We start from the raw sequence: 19231 nt of genomic DNA on the forward strand, positions 1-19231 counted from the left end.
ACCCAGGCCTCTCCTCCTCCCCGAATTCGGTGCTGTGGCGGGTCGCCTACCAGCAACTCCCCGGGCGGCCTACCTCGCTGCTGTTCGTAGACGGCCGGCACCCGGCGCAGGCATCTGGTGTTGAAGAGTCCTCGATCGCGAACCGAGCTGGGACCCGAGATCCGCGGCCCCGGCTACCGCTGCTCGCCGCCTCCCGCCGAGGTTGTGCTCTTTGCGCCGGTCGGCGACGCGGCCCGACTCAGTGGCGACCACGTCTTCTCCGCCGACCAGTTGCCGGAGCCGACACGAAAGGGAATCCCAGGTGACAACGCAGGACAGCGCGACGGCCCGAACGCGCGCCCACCTCGCCACGGCCGATGCGAGGCTCGGCATCGGCATGGTCGGTTACTCCTTCATGGGCCGCGTCCATTCGCATGCCTGGCGTAACGTCGCCGCGTTCTTCGACACGCCGTACCGGCCCGTGCTGGCCGCGATCGCCGGGCGCACCGGCCCCGACGTGCGTGCGGCTGCCGACCGGCTGGGCTGGGCGACGGCGGAGACGGACTGGAAGGACCTGATCCACCGGGACGACGTGCACCTCGTAGACATCTGCACGCCTGGCGACTCGCACGCCGAGATCGCCGTGGCCGCGCTGGCGGCCGGCAAGCATGTGCTGTGTGAGAAGCCGCTCGCCAACACCCTCGCCGAGGCAGAGGCCATGGCCGCTGCGGCGGACACGGCCCGCGCCCATGGCATGCGCGCGATGCTCGGCTTCAACTACCGGCGGGTCCCCGCAGTGGCGCTGGCCCGTCGGCTGGTCGCCGCCGGCCGCCTCGGCACGATCCGCCATGTACGGGCCCACTACCTGCAGGACTGGCTGGTCGATCCGGAGTCACCGCTGGTGTGGCGGCTCGACAAGGAACGCGCGGGCACCGGGGCGCTGGGCGACATCGGCGCGCACATCATCGACACGACGCAGTTCATCACCGGCGACCTGCTGACCGGCGTCACCGCGCTCACCGAGACCTTCGTCAAGGAACGTCCGCACCCGGACGGCACGGCCCGCGGCCCGGTGACCGTGGACGACGCGGCGGTCTTCCTGGGCCGTACCGAAGGGGGCGCGCTGGCCACCTTCGAGGCGACGCGGTTCGCGACCGGACGGAAGAACGCGCTGCGAATCGAGGTCAACGGCTCAGCGGGCAGCCTGGCCTTTGACTTCGAGGCGATGAACGAGCTGTGGTTCTGCGACGCGGCCGACGACCTCGCGGGGTTCCAGCGGATCCTGGTGACCGAGGCCGACCACCCCTACGCGGGTGCCTGGTGGCCGCCCGGGCACCTGCTCGGCTGTGAGCACACCTTTACGCACGAGGTCGCCGACCTGCTGACCGCGATCGGCACGGGCACCGACCCTGATCCCTCGTTCGCCGACGGGCTGCAGGTGCAGCGGGTCCTGACCGCCGTCGCAGACAGTGCCGCCGGCGGCGGCTGGATCCCGATCGGAGGTTCGTGATGGCCCTGCTGACGATGACGGGGATCTCCAAGAGCTTCTTCGGCGTGCCCGTACTCGCCGACGTCGATCTCTCCCTGGCGGCGGGCGAGGTGCACGCGGTCGTCGGCGAGAACGGTGCCGGCAAGTCCACGCTGATGAAGGTGCTGGCCGGGGTGCATGCCCCGGATGCCGGAACCATCGAGATAGACGGTCACCCGGTGACCTTCGGTCATCCCTCACGGGCGCAGGCGGCCGGCGTCGCCACCATCTACCAGGAGCTCACGCTGCTGCCCGAGCGCACGGTCGCGGAGAACATCTTCCTCGGCCGCGAGCCCACCCGCCACGGCCTCATCCACCGGGCGGCGATGGACGGACGCACAGCGGAGCTTCTCGGCGAGCTCGCAGAGGACTCGTTCGGCCCGCGCACACCGGTGCGTACCCTCTCGGTCGCCCAGCAGCAGGTCGTCGAGATCGTCAAGTCGCTCGCCACCGACGCCCGGATCCTGATCATGGACGAGCCGACCGCAGCCCTCGCCGACCATGAGGTCGAGCTGCTGTACGCGCTGGTCCGCCGGCTCGCCGAGCGCGGCCTCGGCATCCTGTACGTCTCGCATCGGCTGCGCGAGGTCTTCGACCTCTCCCAACAGATCACAGTGCTCAAGGACGGCCGCCTCGTCACCACGCTCCGGACCGCGGACACCGACGTCGACCAGGTGGTCCGGGCGATGGTCGGCCGTGAGCTGAGCGCCTACTACCCGGATCGCGCGACGCCCGGCGAGGTCGGCCGGCCGCGGCTCTCGGTCAACGGCGGGCGCAACGCCAAGCTGTCCGGCATCGACCTGGAGCTGCGCGCCGGAGAGGTCGTCGGGGTGGCCGGGCTGCAGGGCTCGGGTCGTACCTCGCTGGCCAGGGCGATGTTCGGGGCAGGCCCGTTCACCGCGGGCGAGATGCGCGTGGACGGCGCCCCTCTCCGCCCCACCGCGCCCCGCCAGGCGATCCACGCCGGGATCGCGCTGGTCACCGAGGACCGCAAGGCCGAGGGGCTGGCGCTGCGCCAGACCGTCCGTGACAACGCCCTCCTCGTCGCCCGCGCCACGCGACGCAAGGGCATCGCAGTGGGCGACGTGCTGGAACGTGTCCGGCTGCGCGCCCGCGGGCACGACCAGCCAGTCCGCTACCTGTCCGGCGGCAACCAGCAGAAGGTCGTGATCGCCAAGTGGCTGGGCATGCGGCCCAAGGTCCTGATCTTCGACGAGCCCACCCGCGGTGTGGACGTGGGCGCCAAGGCCGCCATCCACGACCTCGTACGGGAGCTGGCCCGGGACGGAATGGCCGTCCTGATCATCTCATCCGAGCTGCCGGAGCTCATCGGGATGAGTGACCGGGTGCTGATCATGCGCGAGGGATCGATCGCCGGGGAGCTCCCCGCCGGCCCATCCGAGGAGGACATCATGCGACTGGCCACAGGAGGCCGCACCAATGACTGAGGTGGCCGTGCGGACCGCCGATCGACGGCAGGCCCGCGTGCCGGGGCTCACTGATCCGGTTGTGATGGTCTACCTGGCGCTGGCCGGAGTGACCGCGCTGGGCTTTATCACCGTGGAGGCCCGTGGCGGCGACTTCCTGACCCTCACCAACGTCGTCGGCATCCTGCACAACTCGGTGGTCCTCGGGTTGGTGGCGCTCGGCCAGACGGCCGCCATCCTCACCGGGTCACTCGACCTGTCGGTCGCGTACCTCATCAGCATCTGCACGCTGGTCGCCGCCGAGACCATGAACGGGCAGGACAGCCGTGTGCTGCCGGCGATGCTCGTGGTGCTCGGGATGTCGGCCACGGTGGGCTTGATCAATGGGATCGTCATCACCAAGCTCCAGGTCAACGCCTTCATCGCGACGCTCGGCGTAGCGTTCATCCTGCGCGGCTACATTGAGGACAACTACACGGGTCCGGCCGGGAAGGTCCCGGTCTCCTTCCAGCACCTGGGCTACGACCGGATCGGCCCCATTCCGGTCTCGGCCTTCGTACTGGCCGGGGCCACCGTCGCGCTGTGGCTGGTACTGCGCCGCACCAGGCTGGGCTACCACATGTACGCGGTCGGCGGCGACGAGCAGATCGCCCGGCTGTCCGGGGTCCGTACCCACCGGGTCAAGATCGCCGCGCACGTCCTTTGCTCGCTGTCCGCCGGGGTCGCCGGGCTCATACTGGCCAGCCGGCTCGGCGCGGGCGCCCCGTGGGCGGGCACGGAGGCGCGGTACGACCTGGAGTCCATCGCCGCGGTGGTGCTCGGTGGCACCGTCCTGGCCGGCGGGCGCGGCGGCGTCGCAGGAACCCTCGGCGGAGTCCTGATACTCGCCGTCCTCGACAGCGTGTTCAACCAGCTCGGCGTGGACCCCTTCTTCAAGAACGTGGTCCGCGGCGCGGTCATCATCGCGGCGGTCGCCCTCTACGCCCGCCGCGGCCAGAGAGCGGGTGACAACACATGACAGCACTCGCGGTGGATATCAGGCGCGAGGGGCTGCGGCGGGCGCTGCAGGCCGGGGCGCCTGTGTACCTGCTGCTCGCGGCGCTGCTGGTGGCGATCGCAGTCGCCGACCCGGGATTCTTTGAGCCGGACCGGCTGCTGGCCTTCGCCAAACGGTCGGCGCCGCTGGTCATCCTGGCCGCCGGTCAATACCTGGTGATCGTGTCGGGCGGCTACGACCTGTCCGTCGGTTCGCTGGTCACCGTCGGCGTGGTCGTAGCGGCCGAGACGTTCAACGAGTTCCCCGGCGCACCGTGGCCGGCCGTGGTGGCCCTGCTGCTGGCAGGCGGCGCGCTGGTCGGCTTGGCCAACGGGCTCATCGTCGCCGTGCTGCGAGTACCGTCGTTCATCGCAACCCTCGGCATGATGCTGATCCTGGAGGGCGCGGTCTTCTACTGGACCCAAGGATCCCCGCACGGCAGCCTGCCCGAGGATTTCCGCGCGCTCGGCCGAGGGAACGCGGTCGGTTCGTTGCCCTGGGCGGTCGTCATCTGCCTGGCCGTCGGCACCGCGACCGTGCTGCTGATGCGCGCCGCCTTCGGCCGGACCCTGCTGGCGACCGGCGACAACGAGCGCGCCGCCGCGCTCGCCGGAGTTCGCGTCGCTCGCATCCGCTTGGCCGTGTTCACGCTGTCCGGCCTGGCGGCGGCGATCGCCGCAGTGCTGGTCGGCGGCTTTTCCGGGATCTCCGCCCAGGCCGGACGAGGCGACGAGTTCGAGGCCATCACGGCCGTGGTCCTCGGCGGCGCGGCGCTCGGCGGCGGCGCCGGCTCCGTGGTCGCCGCGATGGCCGGCGCGTTCTCCCTGCAGGCACTGTTCACCCTGCTCAACTTGCATGGCGTCTCGGGGGCGCTGGAATCCACCGTGCAGGGGCTCATCGTCATCGCCGCGGTCTGGCTTGGGGCCGTCAACTGGTCCCGCGTCCGCCGTCGCCCTGCAACCACCACCCCGCGAGGAGAAGCATGAGACGAACAAACCTTTCCGCCGTGGCGCTGGCCGCCGGGACACTCGCCGTCGCGTCGGCGCTGACCTCGTGTTCCAGTGACGTGCCAACGGGGGAAGCCAACCCGGGCACGTCCACCAGCGCCGCCAAGACCGGCGACGCGCAGTCGAAGTTCTTCGAACAGGCCGAGTACGACAAGCAGCTCGCGCTGCGGAACAAGACCCCGCAGGGCCCGGCCGACCGGCCGTGGGAGCAAATGTTCGACCCGCAGATGGTGCAGACCGACAAGTACAAGAAGAGCGGCGGCCTCCACCTGTGCTTTTCCAACGCCGGGGTGTTCAACCCGTGGCGCCAGGTCGGCCTCAAGAACATACGGGCGGAGGTGTCGCAGCACAAAGAGATCACCGAGTTCACGGTCTTCGACGGGCAGGGCAAGGACGACAAGCAGATCTCCGATATCCAGGAGCTCACCGGCAAGGGCTGCGACGCGCTGATCGTCTCGCCCAACACCACCGCCACGCTCACCCCCGCGGTCACCTCCGCCTGCGGCAAGTTGCCGGTGATCGTGTTCGACCGGGGTGTCGACACGGATTGCCCGGTCACCTTCATCAACCCGATCGGCGGCTACGCGTACGGCGCCACCGCGGCCGAGTTCCTCGTCCAGAAGGTGAAGCCGGGCGGCAAGATCCTGGCACTGCGGATCTCCCCGGGCGTGGACGTCCTGGAGAACCGGTGGTCAGCGGCCAAACTCGCGTTCGACAAGGCCGGCTTGAAGGTCGCGGACGTGCAGTTCACCGAGGGTGATACGGCCAAGACCAAGAGCATCGTTGCCGACGCGATCCAGCGCAGCGGCGGCGTCGACGGGGTCTGGATGGATGCCGGTGCCACTTCGGTCGCCGCCGTCGAGGCGTTCGAGGACGCCGGGCGGGACGTACCGCCGATCACCGGCGAAGACCAGCAGGACTTCCTGAAGGTGTGGAAGGACAAGAAACTCACTGCGATCGCCCCCACCTACCCGACGTTCCAGTGGCGGACGCCGATCATCGCGGCGCTGCGGATCCTGGCCGGGCAGCCGGTACCGAAGGAGTGGAAGCTCCCGCAGCCGACCATCACCGAGCAGAACCTCGGGCAGTACTACAAGCCCAACATGCCACCGCTGCACTACGCGATGTGCGGCTGCGAGAATCTGCCCGGCTTCCCGCAGGCCTGGGGCGGCAAGTAGAAAGGAGCTGGTCGAGTTGTTCCCGATCGGCGTCAACACCTGGATCTGGGAATCCCCCCTCACCGGCGGCGCCCTCGCCGCGCTCGCGCCCAGGATCCGCGGGTTCGGCGCCGATGCCGTCGAGCTACCGGTGGAGGAGCTCGACGACTGGGACCCGGTGGCCGCCCGCAAGGTCCTGGACGACAACGGGCTCACTGCTGCGGCGGTGTGCGCCGTCATCCCTCCGGGCCGTGACCTGGTCGCCGCCGACCCTCCCACGGTGGCCCGCGCCCAGGACTACCTGCGCCGCTGCATCGACGCGGCGGCGCAGGTCGGGGCGCCGGTGGTGGCCGGGCCGATGTACGCCGGGGTCGGCCGGACCTGGCGAATGGACCCCGGCGAACGGGCCCTGCACTACGCCGAACTGCGGGCGGCCCTGGAACCGGTCGCCGAGCACGCCCACGCCGCCGGCGTGCGGCTCGCCGTCGAGCCGCTCAACCGGTACGAGACCAGCCTGCTCAACACCGTTGCGCAGGCCATGGAGGCGCTCGACGGGCTGCCCACCGAGACGGTCGGCCTGGCGCTCGACGTCTATCACATGAACATCGAGGAGCACGATCTCGTCCGACCCGTCGCCGCCGCCGGATCCCGGATCGCGCACGTCCAGGTCTGCGCCAACGACCGTGGCGCCCCCGGCACCGACCACCTCGACTGGACCGGCTTTCTGACCGCCCTGCGTGACGCCGGCTACACCGGCTCGCTGTCCATCGAGTCCTTCACCGCGCACAACGCCACGATCGCGGTGGCCGCATCCATCTGGCGGCCGCTGGCCCGCAGCCAGGATGCGATCGCCGCCGACGGCATCGCATTCCTGCGCCGCATGACCGAGTCCCTGTCCAGCTGACTCCCCCGCCCGTCCGAACAAGCCTGATGTCAGGGAGCGTTCGATCTGGTCGATCACGTAGCGCGACAGGTTCTTGCCGAGATCGTCGCCGCGGACGAAGAGACTGCCTTACCGGGTGCCGTGAAGCACTGCCAGTCGAGCTCGATGTTTGCTCGTCGTTAGCTCGGATGTCGCAGAACGGCACGTCACCACCCAACAGGCGCCGACAGCGGAACCGGTCGAGTCGCGACCGGTGCCGGCCGCACCGGTCCCGGCTGGTCTACCGCCCAGGGCGCAGGATATGAACACCCGACTCATTCACGCACGTCAAGGCAGGTTTGAAGGTCGCTTGGCAACACGCATCATGCAGTGCCAAATCGGCGGCTGATCACAAGCCGACCACCCGACACCGCCCAGGAGATCATGCAGCCATCTGTATGGCTCCCTGTTGGGGATTCGAACCCGTGCAACCGACACCACCGCGCGGCCTGCGCAATCAAGGCGCTGGCCGAGTTCGCCGCCGGTCGCTACTCCCGGGGCAAGGTCGTCGTCACCGTCTGAGCCGTCCAGTCGTCCCCGGGCACCCGTACAGCGGGACGCCAGTGCCTCGCCCGGCGGGCCCCGGGGCCCGCCGGTGCCATCCGCGCACGGTGACGTGCAGGCGCCGGACGCGCCACGCTTGACTTCTTCCACCCAGCGAGCGTGTCGGGCACCTCGTCGGCGCGATGGCCTGGGAGCCCGACGTACAGCGCCGGGAACCTGGCGGACGGCGACCATCGTAGAGAACCCGTCGAAGACACCGGGAGCCACCACTAGTTCGGCACGGCCGCGGCCAGCGACCAGGGTTCGGCGGCGTCATGGCTCGGCATGCTTCCCCTCCTCATCCTCATGACCACATCCTTGAAACTGGGGTCCTGGAATCGGGACCGGCTCTAGGCACCGGTAAAGGCGTGCAGCTCGGCGGCGCAGTGGGCGGAGAAGACGGTCACCTGATCGCCGTGGTCGCGCACCAGGTCGAGCAGCCGCCGCTGGTTGCCCCGGCGGGCGCGGCGATCCGCCTGGACCAGCGTCTGGAACATCGCCAGGCCAGGCGGGCAGTGTGGACGGGCCGAATCGAGCTCGTCGTGGTGGAAGTAGGAGTCGCCCGCGTGCAGTAGCCAGCCTGCGCCGGTGTCGACGGCCATGCCCGCGTGCCCGCGCGAGTGGCCGGCCAGAGGGATGAGCAGGATTTCCGGCGGCAGCCCCTTCAACTCCCGGACGGCCTCGAACCCGAACCACGGCTCGCCCGCGTCGGCATAGGACGTCCAGTGCGGACCGTGGGTGAACTGGACGGCGCGGTAGCGGGTGCGCTCCACCCGGCCCCGTGGTTCCCACAGCGCTTGCAGTTCCTCGGCGTAGACGTGCACGTTCGCCTCGGAGAAGTCGACCAGCCCGCCAATGTGATCGGCGTCGAGGTGGGTGACCACGATGTCGCGCACGTCCCTGGGGTCATACCCGAGCCGTTTCACCTGCTCGACGGCGGTTTCCAGCGGGGCGCCACCGTCTGTCGTGCCGAGTCCAGCCGTCTGTCGTGCCATGGACGCGCTCGACCCGGGCCGCTGCCTCTGACGTATCGTCGGCTCGCCAGCACGACCGGAACCTGATCACCGGCGGATTTGGCCTGCTGCCGGTCCCGGGTCAGCGCGCGACCGCGGTCGCCCAGGCTCCTACGAGTGCCGTCGTCGCGATGCCCGCCTGCTCGGCGGCGGTGTCGACGGCGATGTCGATATCGCCCGACTCGCTCCTCCACGCGCCGTCGAGTAGGGGGCGGCGAATCCGTGCGCGGTGGCTGCCACGGCGGCGGCGAGCTCGTCAGCGCGCGGCGTGACTTCCCGTGCCGGTTCCCGAACGCATCGACGATCGGTCGGGCGACAACGGCCAGCTCGGGATAGCGCGCCTTGTCCAACCCGGAGCCGTAGAGCACCTGGAACAGCGAGGCGTGCTCTGCGGTGAATCGCACGTAGGTCTTAGCGGCGGCAGCGAGCCGCTCCGCTGGCGGAGCGGCCGGTTCGACCCGGTCGGCCAGCGCCGCCGCCAGCTCCCCCACGGCGCGGGCGGCGGTTGCGGCGAGCAGCTCGTCCCGGTCGGCGAATGCCGCGCCGCAAAAACCGGACACCCTCGTCGCCGCCGATTCCAACGGCAACGACGCCACCCTGGCGGTGTGCAGCGTGAGTACCGGCCAGGCCGACCTACATGCGAAGCGCGTTGATCCAGGGCCAGACGGGTGCGCGAGCCTAAAGGACCTCGCCTTGACGCCGGATGCCGGGCGGGTCGTTGTCGCCTGCGGCTCGCCCTATTACCACCAGGCGTTCCGCACCGCCGACCTGTCGGACGACGGCCGCTACACCACCGGCACCTACCCCAACGCGGTGGCCATCGCCTCCGACGGAGTGATCGCGGCGGGCAGCGACAGCTCCACCTCGTCCGACGTATACCTGCTGGACCCCCCGCAGCTCGGGCCGCCCTCGCCTGCTCGGCCCGGCGACGGCGTTCCAGCAGCCACTCGGGAAAGTACGAACCGCGGCGCCCGCAGGTTCAGACCCTGAACCGCTCGAAAATTGGCTTCAGGCGCTGTCCCGCAGGTTTCACGCAGGAGTGCGCCTGGACACTTCGTAGGCAGCCAATCGGCACACCCCCAACCAGCTGCGCGTCACATTCTGCCCGCTACCTGCCACGAGATGCCTAAGATCACCGCTGCCGGCTTCGGGCGACCTCTGCTACCGGCCAGATGAGCAGAGCAATATGCGCGCACCGTAAGCGGTGCGAATCGTGTGCGACCGAACGACGTCTGAAGCCCTAACGAACCCCAGACCGCCCCGCTCCCCCGGTCGGTGCTCCCGTTGCTCCCGCCCGGAGCGGGGAGCAGCGGGAGGCACACATGGTCCCTGAACCGTCCTGAACAGGCGTCAACAAGCGTCATCGCACGGCGCTGACCTGCGGCATCTCAAAAAACCGCAGGTCAGGGCATGATCGGAACTACCTTGACACGGTAGAGGTCACTGGTTCAATCCCAGTATCGCCCACCACATCATCCCCAGGTCAGGATCATGATCCCGATCTGGGGATCTTTGTTTTCCGGGTGGATCGGGAGCATATCGGGAGCACGCTGCGCTGGACCGTGATCGCGTCGAGGGGCGGGTTTCGGCGTCCGGCCGGTCATGCGGCGCGGGGACCGAATCGGTAACCGGTCCGGCGTCATGGCGTTGACCTGCGAGTATGCGGATTCCCAGAGCGGACAGAATGAGGGTTCTGTCTTGTCAGCGCCTCGCGAGTACCTGGTGACAGCTCCCTTAACGACAGGCCAAGTCCCTGAACCGAATCGATCAGTTCGGGACTTCGCGCTATCGGCCGGATATCTCCCGATTATGCCGGTCCGCGAGTGACCCGACGGGGGTGCAGTACGATGCGCCGGAGGTCTTCGACCTCCCACGTCGCCCTGGCGGCTGCACGCTGCTCGGTCTGGGTCGCGTCCCAGTAGCGCTCGGTGAGCCTGTCGGCCAGTTCCTTGCCACCGTCGGGGTGGACTGTGACGTCGGCCTCGATCGACACCCACCCCTCGGTCTCGCCGGGCGGCTTAATCACGACGAAGGAGGCTTGCGGATCGGCTTCCAGCCGACGGAGCCGCGGGGCGCCGGCGAGCGAAAACAGCTGCACGTCCCCGTCAGGCGTCGCCTCGAACCACACCGGTCGTGGAGCCGGCAGGCGACCGGCCGCAGGCGACACGGTTAGAAGTCCGAACAGCGGACGCGCGAGCAGAATGCGATCGGAGTCAGTGAACACCGGTACCTCCCAGAGGTGCCAATAGCGGAGCACAGCTGGTTAACCAGCTGTGCTTGGGCTCGAGGCACGCTGGAGCGTGCGATAGACGGTCGGTCGGAACACGGAGAGTACCCCTGGCCGTAACATCCCTGGGCTCGAAGACGTTCCCGACATGGGCCACACGAGCCGCGTCTGGCTCGGCCCCGAGTGGACGGGGCAGACCATGGCGCGACTCTGGCGATCCGGGCATCGGGGACGAATAAGAAACAACCCCAGAGTTTCCTGAGCTCTCTCCTCCTCCTGTAGTCGCTGGACCTGGGCTTACTTCCCGGATCTATGCCTGTTCTGGTACACACTGGGCAGATGCGCGACGAGCCTGAGGTCCGCATCGTCAACGGCCAGATCGTCAAGGCACCCGGAGTCGGGCCGATCGCGCGGGTATGGCTTCCCCAGCACGGCGAGGTCATCGCGAAGTTCCGGCCGAGCCGAACGAACAGATGGTGGCTGCGCGGGCCGGTGGGCATCCGGTCTCCCCGGCTCGACGGCGAGCGGTGGCACCTGCCACGCAGCTGCCTCACCCGGCTGGTCAACGCGGCGATCGACCGATATGGCTACGTCGCTCTGTGGCGGGACATGTCGAAGCTCTCGCACTGCAACAAGGCGTGCCTAGAAGCGACCGGGATGGACTGCGACTGCTCCTGCATGGGCGTCTTCCACGGCGAGGGGGGCGGTAGTTCGGTGCGGTCAGGCATCGTCGTTTCCGCGAGGCGCGGGGGTTCCGTGCCACCGGAAGGGGGTGTCTTCCAGCGCCGAGCGGTCCCAGCGTCCGCGGTCCGCGGCGGCTTCGTAGGTGGTGTGGAGGAACTCGGCGACCGCGCGGTCCGGGTCGGGTGCGGCGCGGGCGGCCTCGTAGGGCAGCAGGAACTGCTGGAACTCGGTACTGAAGTACGCGCCTTCGGGGCGGATCGGCTGATCGGCGAACCCGTCGGGCTCGGGGTAGGCATAGGAGTAGAAGGCGCCTTCCTCTCCGCCGCCGGGCCAGAACCCGCAGCTGGACAGTTCCCGGGAGTAGCCCTCGACCATGACCCAGTCCCCGCAGTTGGGTACTCCGCCGGGGTGCGGCGGAGCCGACCGCCCGGAGAAACGGGTGCAGGCGAGATCCATCCCTCCCCAGAAGAAGTGCACCGGGCTGACCTTGCCGACGAAGTGCGACCGGAACTCGCCGATCACCCGGTTCGCCTGCAGCATCTGTTGCCAGAACAGGCCGACCGCCTCGCCGTCGTAGGAGGCGTGGGTGTGGTCTTCGGCGAAGGGGATCGCCGGCTCGACCTCGTTGGGGTGCGGGCGGATCGGTGCGTCGATCCCGAGCCGGCCGAGCATGTCCAGGATCCGGGTGTAGAACTCGGCGACCGGCATCGGCCGGAGCGGGAGGCTCCGCGTGTTGCCGTCGCTGTGGCGGACCTCGAGCTGGTGGCCGACGAAGTCGAACTCGATCTCGAAGGCCCCCGTGCCGTGCGGGATGGTCGACGTCGTCAACCCGCGCGGGCTGACGTACAGGGTCACCTGCCACCAGTGGTTGACCAGCGGAGCGTGGGCCATGCGGATCTTGCCCACGATCTGGGTCCACATGTGCAGGGTGTCGCGGGTGGGGGTCCAGTCCGAGACCCGCAGGCTCGGCCAGCTCATCGTTGCCGTGCCGGTCATCGGTTCTCATACCCTTCGCGGCGCGACGAGAGGGTGGCGGTCATTGTGCTCCTGTCCTGCGTACGGGCTCCTCGAGCCCGGTCGGGGTCGTTGGTGAACTGCAAGCCCGGTGTCGCCGGTCCCAATCGAGGGATGTTCAGGAAGTCCCTGACGCTCTGCGAGCGCGTCCGGTCGCGCTGCAGTTCGCTTAGCAGATGCACGTGAATCGGTAGGCTCGTCACTGGTGTGCTTCCTTCGTGTGTGAGGTGGGGTGCGGCTCCGTACCTGCCTGATCCGAGGGGCCTGGCGTTGCACCGACGACTCCGACCCTTCCTCCTGATGGGGCGGCGCCGGTTCGGTGATCGGCCATCTCGTCCCCTTCCTGCGTGGTCTGCCTGCCGGAACCGACGCGCCGGGCTCCGTCGTCTCGGAACCTGCCGGAGGTGATCAGCGGTATTCGGGATTGGCGTTGTCGGGGCGACCACCGGCTTCCCAGGCCGTGCGCTGGTTGCCGTAGGCCGGGACCCCACCGGCGCGCCGGATCATCGACGCGAGGTGAAGCAGGTTGTAGGTCATGAACGTGATGTTGCGGTTGGTGAAGTCGTTGTCCGGGCCGCCGGAGCCCTCGTCGAGATAGGAGGGGCCGGGGCCGACCTCGCCGAGCCAACCCGCGTCGGCCTGGGGCGGGACGGTGAACCCGATGTGTTGCAGGCTGTAGAGGATGCTCATCGCGCAGTGCTTGAGGCCGTCCTCGTTGCCGGTGATCAGGCAGCCACCGACCCGGCCGTAGTAGGCGTACTGACCGTGCTCGTTGAGCACGCCGGAGTAGCCGTAGAGCCGCTCGATCACCCGGCGGGTCACCGAGCTGTTGTCGCCGAGCCAGATCGGTCCGGCGATGACCAGGATGTCGGCTGCCAGGACCCGGGTCAGCAGTGCGGGCCATTCGTCGGTGTCCCACCCGTGCTCGGTCATGTCCGGGCGGACGCCGGTGGCGATGTCGTGATCGACGGCGCGGATCTGATCCACGCCGACCCCGTTCGCCTCCATGATCGCCACGCTGCGGTCGATCACACCTTGGGTGTGGCTGCGGCCGGGGGAACGGTTGAGGGTGCAGTTGACGTACATCGCGCGCAGCCCGGTGAAGTCCGGTTCCTCGGTCACGGATGCGGTCATGGGGTCCTTCCGGTGCTCGGTCGTGCTGTCGACCCGCGTGGCCGGCTCTCGTGTCCGGGGCGGTGGCGATGAAGTGGATGTGGGCCGGACGAACTCCTTGCGGACCTCGTCGCTGATCTGGCCGGCCTCGGCGACTCGGTCAGCGTCCCTGGGCGGTGGTGGGTGTGCCCGTTCGGGTCATCGGTCGGGATCGCTTTCGGCCACGGCGGTCTCATGTTCGAGGGCCGCCAGGATGATGTCGCTCATACCGGCCTCCGTCACTGTCGTGTCCGACTGTTCAATCGCTGACCTTGCTGCGGGACCGGTACAGGAGGTCCTGGTACTCGGGATGGCGGGCGATCCAGCCCGCGAAGAAGGGACAGGTCGGCAGTACCCGCAGGTTCGCGGCCCGTGCTTCGTCAAGGGCGGTACGGGCCAGAGCGGAACCGACTCCCCTGCCCTCGTACTCCGGCGCGACCTCGGTGTGCACGAACGCGACGAGTTCCGTCGTACGGATGTAATCCGCGACGCCCGCGACCTTGGGCTCTTCGTCGACGCGGGCCTCGTAACGCTTCGCCTCGGGCACGTCGCTCACTTCGACCGCCATATGTCCTCCTCCTGGGTCGGTTGGCCAGGCCACCACACTACCGGATTAAGTTGATGCATCAACATTTTCTTGTGGCGGACCGACCCACACCGCCACCACCCCCTCACCGCGACCCCGGCACCCCACTTCAACGGGCACCAGGTACGACCCTGCACCCTCCTACGGTTGATGACGGGTCCACCAAAGGAGGTCTCGCCCATGCGTATCGTCCGCACCGGGTGCCGCGGCCTAGCCGAGCGGGCATCCCGACCGGCACCGACCTGCCGGGGCCCGTCGACGCGGCCTTCGCGGGCCCGGACGCGTCGACGGAGAAGGACAAGCCGGCAGTCGTCACCGGCCACCTGAGCGGCTGCCCGGTCGGCCGGGCGCGCCGATCGCGGGCCCGTCACAGCCGCGCTCAAGGTCCGAGCGGAGCGAAACGGGTCGCCGGAGAATCCGGCGACCCGTCCCGATGGCTGCGGTTGGCCTCGTTACTCGGCGGTGAGAGTTTCCGCGTAGGGGAAGACGAACTCTCCGGAGGACGATTCCGGTGGCGAAACCACGATCTGCCGCGACCCGTTCCGGAACTGCCCGACCTCATGGCCGGAGATTCCCTGGAACTGGACCTGCAGGACCCGCGGCTCCGACCACTCGCCCTTCACGCCGAACCGGACATCACCCATGACGGTCGGGAAGGTCTGCTCCCGTGCGTACGCCGAAGGACGGCGTCGTCGAAACCGCCCGTCGCCTCGACGGCTTGGGCGACCACCTGCATCTGGGCATAGGCGAGCGGCACCATCTAATGCCCCAGGAGGTCGACACCGGCTTCGCCGGCCCGCGCGCGAGGTGTTCGGAGTCGAGCCGATCTGCCGCGTCCTGACCAGCCACGGACTGAAGATCGCGACGAGCACCTACTACGCCGCCAAGAACCGTATTCCCAGCGCCCGGTCGGTTCGCGACGCGGAGCTCAAGACGCAGATCAGCCGCGTCCATACCGACAACTTCAGCGTCTACGGAGTGCGGAAACTCTCCGCGACGATTGCCATGAGCGGGCCGCTGACCTGCCCAGGCGCGACTTCACCGCGTCTCGCCCGAACGAGCGGCAGCGTTGACGTCCTCGCGCCAGATCTCATGGGCGAGACGGGCCGACCGGCTGTTGTCCGCGAGGGGACCGGTCAGATTCGGGCTCATGGGCCTCGGCGTCAACAACGCGCTCGCCTATCCGAACTACTTCGCCATGATCCCGACCGGACCGGATCCGAATGCCGCGCTCACCGAGGGGTTCTTCGAACTCGCCGCGCAGCAGAATCCGCGGCCGACACCGTGGCGCTCGGGGTCGCCGACTTCACCTATGTCGCCACCTGGTCCGGGATCGTCTACGTCGCATTCGTCGTGGACGTTGTACTCCCGGGCAATCGTCGGCTGGTCCGCCGCCACCAGCAAGCGGGCCAAGCTCGTCCTCGATGCCCTCGACATGGCGTTGTGACGCCGAGAGCCGGCCGGAACTCCCGCTGGGCCGGGGCTGGTTCATCATTCGGATGCGGGTACTGAAGCGCTGCATAGGCCCGAGCCGCGTGCGCAGGCTGCGTCCGCGTGAGCTCCTTCACGCGTCTTCACGTTGTGCGTCCTGGCCAGTCGACCACGAACCTGCGGGTCCATGCCCCAGAATCAGCCCATGCACCCGTGACTTCGCGTTCAAGCACCTTCAGTTTCCGTGAACTCGCGGGCCTCGTGGGGGTCGAGTAGGAATCGCGCAGAGAGTGCAGTTTGGTCCCCAATTTGACACCCCGGCTGGATGCCGGTCGAGATCGAGGACTTCGCCGCGCGGCCACCATGATCAACCTCGGCGTCAGCCACGGGTACCACTGATCCCCGAGACATTCCCCTGTCGTTGGCCGGTCAGCGGTGCTCCATGGTGAAAGGGCCGCCGTCGCCGAAGGCAAGGCGGGCGAAGCGTTCGCCGATGTGCCGGTGGGTGGCAGGGTCCGGGTGGAGTTCGTCGGGTAGCGGCCGTTTTGCATGATCGGGCTTGCTGTAGAGGTCGAGGCCGTCGAGATAGTGCAGGTTCGGGTCGGTGGCGGCGCGCTGCCGGACGATGCGGGTGAGCTCGTCGCGGATCACGGTGAGGGTCAGCTTCCCGGCGGCGATCTGCGCGGGGTCGCCGGTGCTCATGAACCGCAGCCGCCCCTCGCTCATCGCGCTGACGTCCGGGGCGCTGGGCCCGGGGGTGTTCTCGTGGATGGGGCAGTAGATGGGGGATGCGACCAGTAGAGGGGTGGTGGGGTGTCCTTCGCGGATGGTGTCGAGGAAACCGTGGACGGCCGGGCCGAACGCGCGCAGCCGCATCAGGTCGGCGTTGACGATATTGATGCCGATCTTGAGGCTGATCAGGTCGGCGGGGGTGTCGCGGATCGTGCGGGCGGTGAACGGGTCGAGCAGGGCGCTGCCGCCGAATCCCAGATTCACCAGCTCCACCTTGCCCAGGGCCGCGGCCACGGCGGGCCAGGTCCCGGTCGGGGTAGTGGCGTTGGAGCCGTGGCTGATCGAGCTGCCGTGGTGCAGCCAGACCTTGCGGCCATTGGGCGGTGCGGTCCGGATGGGGGCGTTGGTGTGCAGGGTGACCAGTTGGGTGGTCTCGTCGTGCGGCAGCCAGATCTCGACGTCCTTATCGTCGCCGGACAGGCTGGTGAACCGCAGGGTCTGAACCGGCCCGGGTCGGGTTTCTGCGGTCCCGGCGGCCATGTCGATGGTGAGTACGTCGCCGTCCGTCACGCTGGCCCGGCTCGCGAGCCGTCCGGCGACGAGAAGCTCGTACACCCCGTCGGGGCGCGGCGGCGCTCCGACGTAGGCCCGCTTGGTGGCCACGACGTCCAGCTCGACGGCGGTGGCCGGGGTGCGGAAGACCAGTCGCACGCCGGAGGGCTGCGACTCGGCCATCGCCAGCTGGCCGTCGGGTATCTGCTGGCGGGCGTACGCGGGCAACCGGTGGGGCAGTACGCCGCGTTCGGTGTGTTCCAGGTCGAGAGCGCCGCGCAGGAGGTCAGAGGTGATGGGGGTGGTGGTCCAGTCGTGCTCGGTGTGCATTTCCTCGGTCTCTTTGATCAGGAGGGGCAGCTGGCAGAGGTGGCCGGAAGATCGGCCGGGAAGGTTGGTCAGGAGGCGGTGGGCCAGGTGCGCAGCAGGGTGTCGAGCGCGTTGAGGATCTCGGTCCAGCTTTCCTGTGCGTCGGGGGCGCTGTGGCTGAAGGCCCCGGCGGTTTCCAGGCTGACGTAGCCGCTGAAGACGCTGCCCAGCAGCCGCACCGCGTGTGTCTGGTGTGGTTCGGCCAGGTCGTATCCGCGCAGGATCGCCCGCGTCATCTGGGCGTGCCGGACGCCCGCGCTGGTGGCCGCCGTCTCCGGGTCGAGCCGGAACTGGGCGGCGGCGAAGCGGCCCGGGTGCTTGATGGCGTAGTCGCGGTAGACATTCGCGAAGGCGGTCAGGGCGTCTTTACCGGCCCGCCCGGCCACTGCGGCGGATACCTGGTCGGCGAGTTCCTCCAGGGCCATCAGGGCGATCTTGGTCTTGAGGTCATGGGCGTTCTTCAGGTGCGAGTACAGGCTCGCGGTCTTGACGCCGAAGCGCCGGGCGAGCTCCGCGGGGGTCGTCTGCTCGAAGCCGATCTCGTCGGCCAGATCCGCTCCCGCCCGGACCAGGCGCTGCGGGGTCAGTCCTACCCGAGCCATGCCCATCCTCCGAGTCACTTCCGAATTATGCCATAGATGATTATGCATTTGCCTACTCCAGTTAGGCAAATTAACGTATCCTTCATGAAGCCACTGACTGAACCCTTCTCGGTAACGTCTCGTGACGTCTAGTGATCTTCGTTCAGGCGGTACGGCTGTGTTCGAGCTGGAGGAGGACGATGGCGGCTCGGGCATTCGGGTGCAGTACCCGAGGAAGTCGTTCACCGAGCAGATCGAGCAGATACCGGCCGGCGCGCGGATCACCACGCGGCTGCGCGGTGCCGCCGGGCGCCGGGTACGCGACGCCGCCTCCACCGTCATCCAGGCCGCCCGTGACCTGCACCTGTCCTGGCCGACCGTGATGGACGCCTTCCGTACTGCCGCCCGCGAGGTCACCGAGGCACCGCTGCCCGAGGTGCAGGTGCTGGGCATCGACGAGACCCGGCGCGGACGGCCGCGCTGGGAACAGGACCCCGCCACCGGCAAGTGGCACCTGGTCCGGGACCGGTGGCACACCGGCTTCGTCGACGCGTTCGGCACCGGCGGGCTGCTGGGCAAGGTCGAGGGCCGCACCACCGCAGACGTACTGGCCTGGCTCGCCACCACCCAGCTGACCTGGAGAAAGAGCATTCGAGTACGTGGCCATCGACATGTCAACCACCTACCGCGCCGCCATCCGCACCCGTCTACCGCACGCCACCGTCGTGGTCGACCACTTCCACGTCGTCCAGCTCGCCAACAAGATGCTGTCCGTGGTCCACCGCCGAGACCGGCGGCCGGCGCGGACGCGCCAGTGACCCGGAATGGATAGCCAGACGGCACCTGCTGCACAACCGCGAGGACCTCACCGACGAGCAGTTCACCACGATGTGGAACGCCCTGCTGGGCGCGGGAAGTATCGGCCAGACCCTGCTGACGGCATGGATCGCCAAGGAGAACCCCCGCAACATCCTCGCGTGCGCCCGCACCGGCGCCGACCGCCACCAAGTCGGGCACGCCCGCTGGAAGTTCCTCACCTGGTGCGCGGACTCCGACATCCCCGAGGTCAGATAGCTCGCCACTACCGTCGACCGCTGGTGGCCGGAGATCGAAGCGTTCATCGCCCGGGGTCGCGAACGGCCTCTTGCGCGCGCAGCCGGTCGATGGCTTTCTCATGTGACGGACGCTGGGGGTCCCAGTACGCCGCGGCTCGGCGCGGTGCCTGCTTACGCGCACGGCGACCGTCGCGGGCGCCGGCGGTGACGTTCTCTGATGCGCGAACGCGTGCGAC

Annotated in this window: 18 protein-coding genes and 1 pseudogene; 11 read left to right on the forward strand and 8 right to left on the reverse strand. The window is 68.8% G+C overall.

Going from position 1 to position 19231, the window contains the following annotated elements:
- Positions 1–301 precede the first annotated feature (301 nt).
- From HKK74_RS31980 to HKK74_RS32005, 6 genes are read left to right on the forward strand one after another with little or no spacing between them, the layout of a single operon-like run.
- On the forward strand, positions 302–1489 hold the full coding sequence (locus tag HKK74_RS31980) for a Gfo/Idh/MocA family protein (RefSeq protein WP_312881998.1): 1188 nt from the start codon (positions 302–304) through the stop codon (positions 1487–1489).
- Entirely contained in the window at positions 1489–2955 is a 1467-nt protein-coding gene (locus HKK74_RS31985; RefSeq protein WP_222722988.1) for a sugar ABC transporter ATP-binding protein, read from the forward strand. Before HKK74_RS31980 ends, HKK74_RS31985 begins: the two co-directional genes overlap by 1 nt.
- Entirely contained in the window at positions 2948–3952 is a 1005-nt protein-coding gene (locus tag HKK74_RS31990; protein WP_187247130.1) for an ABC transporter permease, read from the forward strand. Before HKK74_RS31985 ends, HKK74_RS31990 begins: the two co-directional genes overlap by 8 nt.
- Entirely contained in the window at positions 3949–4956 is a 1008-nt protein-coding gene (locus HKK74_RS31995) for an ABC transporter permease (RefSeq protein ID WP_187247131.1), read from the forward strand. The genes HKK74_RS31990 and HKK74_RS31995 overlap by 4 nt, the downstream gene beginning before the upstream one ends.
- Positions 4953–6155: an ABC transporter substrate-binding protein gene (locus tag HKK74_RS32000; RefSeq protein ID WP_187247132.1), complete on the forward strand. Its 1203-nt coding sequence runs from the start codon at positions 4953–4955 to the stop codon at positions 6153–6155. Before HKK74_RS31995 ends, HKK74_RS32000 begins: the two co-directional genes overlap by 4 nt.
- 16 nt (positions 6156–6171) lie before the next feature.
- Positions 6172–7038, forward strand: coding sequence for a sugar phosphate isomerase/epimerase family protein (locus HKK74_RS32005; protein WP_187247133.1), 867 nt, complete (start codon positions 6172–6174; stop codon positions 7036–7038).
- Positions 7039–7949: 911 nt separating this feature from the next.
- On the opposite strand, the gene HKK74_RS32010 is transcribed toward HKK74_RS32005, so the two are convergent.
- Complete coding sequence (locus HKK74_RS32010) at positions 7950–8594, reverse strand: MBL fold metallo-hydrolase (RefSeq protein ID WP_187247134.1); 645 nt, start codon at positions 8592–8594, stop codon at positions 7950–7952.
- A 711-nt stretch (positions 8595–9305) separates the two neighbouring features.
- Here HKK74_RS32010 and HKK74_RS32015 point away from each other — a divergent pair.
- Positions 9306–9602 (forward strand): hypothetical protein, encoded by a 297-nt coding sequence (locus HKK74_RS32015; protein ID WP_187247135.1) that lies wholly within the window; start codon positions 9306–9308, stop codon positions 9600–9602.
- Between the two features lie 817 nt (positions 9603–10419).
- On the opposite strand, the gene HKK74_RS32020 is transcribed toward HKK74_RS32015, so the two are convergent.
- From HKK74_RS32020 to HKK74_RS32040, 5 genes are all read right to left on the reverse strand, one after another.
- Complete coding sequence (locus HKK74_RS32020) at positions 10420–10836, reverse strand: pyridoxamine 5'-phosphate oxidase family protein (protein WP_187247136.1); 417 nt, start codon at positions 10834–10836, stop codon at positions 10420–10422.
- A gap of 723 nt (positions 10837–11559) precedes the next feature.
- Positions 11560–12519: a DUF5996 family protein gene (locus HKK74_RS32025; protein ID WP_187247137.1), complete on the reverse strand. Its 960-nt coding sequence runs from the start codon at positions 12517–12519 to the stop codon at positions 11560–11562.
- Between the two features lie 426 nt (positions 12520–12945).
- Positions 12946–13671: a flavodoxin family protein gene (locus tag HKK74_RS32030; protein ID WP_187247138.1), complete on the reverse strand. Its 726-nt coding sequence runs from the start codon at positions 13669–13671 to the stop codon at positions 12946–12948.
- A 277-nt stretch (positions 13672–13948) separates the two neighbouring features.
- Complete coding sequence (locus tag HKK74_RS32035; RefSeq protein WP_187247139.1) at positions 13949–14257, reverse strand: GNAT family N-acetyltransferase; 309 nt, start codon at positions 14255–14257, stop codon at positions 13949–13951.
- Between the two features lie 470 nt (positions 14258–14727).
- Entirely contained in the window at positions 14728–14919 is a 192-nt protein-coding gene (locus tag HKK74_RS32040; protein WP_187247140.1) for a hypothetical protein, read from the reverse strand.
- 23 nt (positions 14920–14942) lie between these two features.
- Here HKK74_RS32040 and HKK74_RS32045 point away from each other — a divergent pair, with 23 nt between their 5' ends.
- Positions 14943–15116, forward strand: coding sequence for a hypothetical protein (locus tag HKK74_RS32045; protein ID WP_187247141.1), 174 nt, complete (start codon positions 14943–14945; stop codon positions 15114–15116).
- A gap of 449 nt (positions 15117–15565) precedes the next feature.
- Positions 15566–15788 (forward strand): annotated as a pseudogene (locus tag HKK74_RS42150) (DDE-type integrase/transposase/recombinase); the annotation flags it as partial.
- A gap of 347 nt (positions 15789–16135) precedes the next feature.
- On the opposite strand, the gene HKK74_RS32055 reads toward HKK74_RS42150, so the two are convergent.
- Both HKK74_RS32055 and HKK74_RS32060 read right to left on the reverse strand, forming a co-directional pair.
- Positions 16136–17320 (reverse strand): GDSL-type esterase/lipase family protein, encoded by a 1185-nt coding sequence (locus tag HKK74_RS32055; protein WP_187247142.1) that lies wholly within the window; start codon positions 17318–17320, stop codon positions 16136–16138.
- A 68-nt stretch (positions 17321–17388) separates the two neighbouring features.
- Complete coding sequence (locus HKK74_RS32060; RefSeq protein ID WP_187247143.1) at positions 17389–17961, reverse strand: TetR/AcrR family transcriptional regulator; 573 nt, start codon at positions 17959–17961, stop codon at positions 17389–17391.
- A 157-nt stretch (positions 17962–18118) separates the two neighbouring features.
- Between HKK74_RS32060 and HKK74_RS42155 the strand changes: the two genes are divergently transcribed.
- Positions 18119–18772, forward strand: coding sequence for a helix-turn-helix domain-containing protein (locus HKK74_RS42155; protein WP_187247144.1), 654 nt, complete (start codon positions 18119–18121; stop codon positions 18770–18772).
- A gap of 56 nt (positions 18773–18828) precedes the next feature.
- Positions 18829–19014 (forward strand): hypothetical protein, encoded by a 186-nt coding sequence (locus tag HKK74_RS32070; RefSeq protein WP_187247145.1) that lies wholly within the window; start codon positions 18829–18831, stop codon positions 19012–19014.
- Positions 19015–19231 lie beyond the last annotated feature (217 nt).

It is taken from the genome of Actinomadura alba (assembly GCF_014323705.1).
Taxonomy (GTDB): Bacteria; Actinomycetota; Actinomycetes; order Streptosporangiales; family Streptosporangiaceae; genus Actinomadura_C; species Actinomadura_C alba.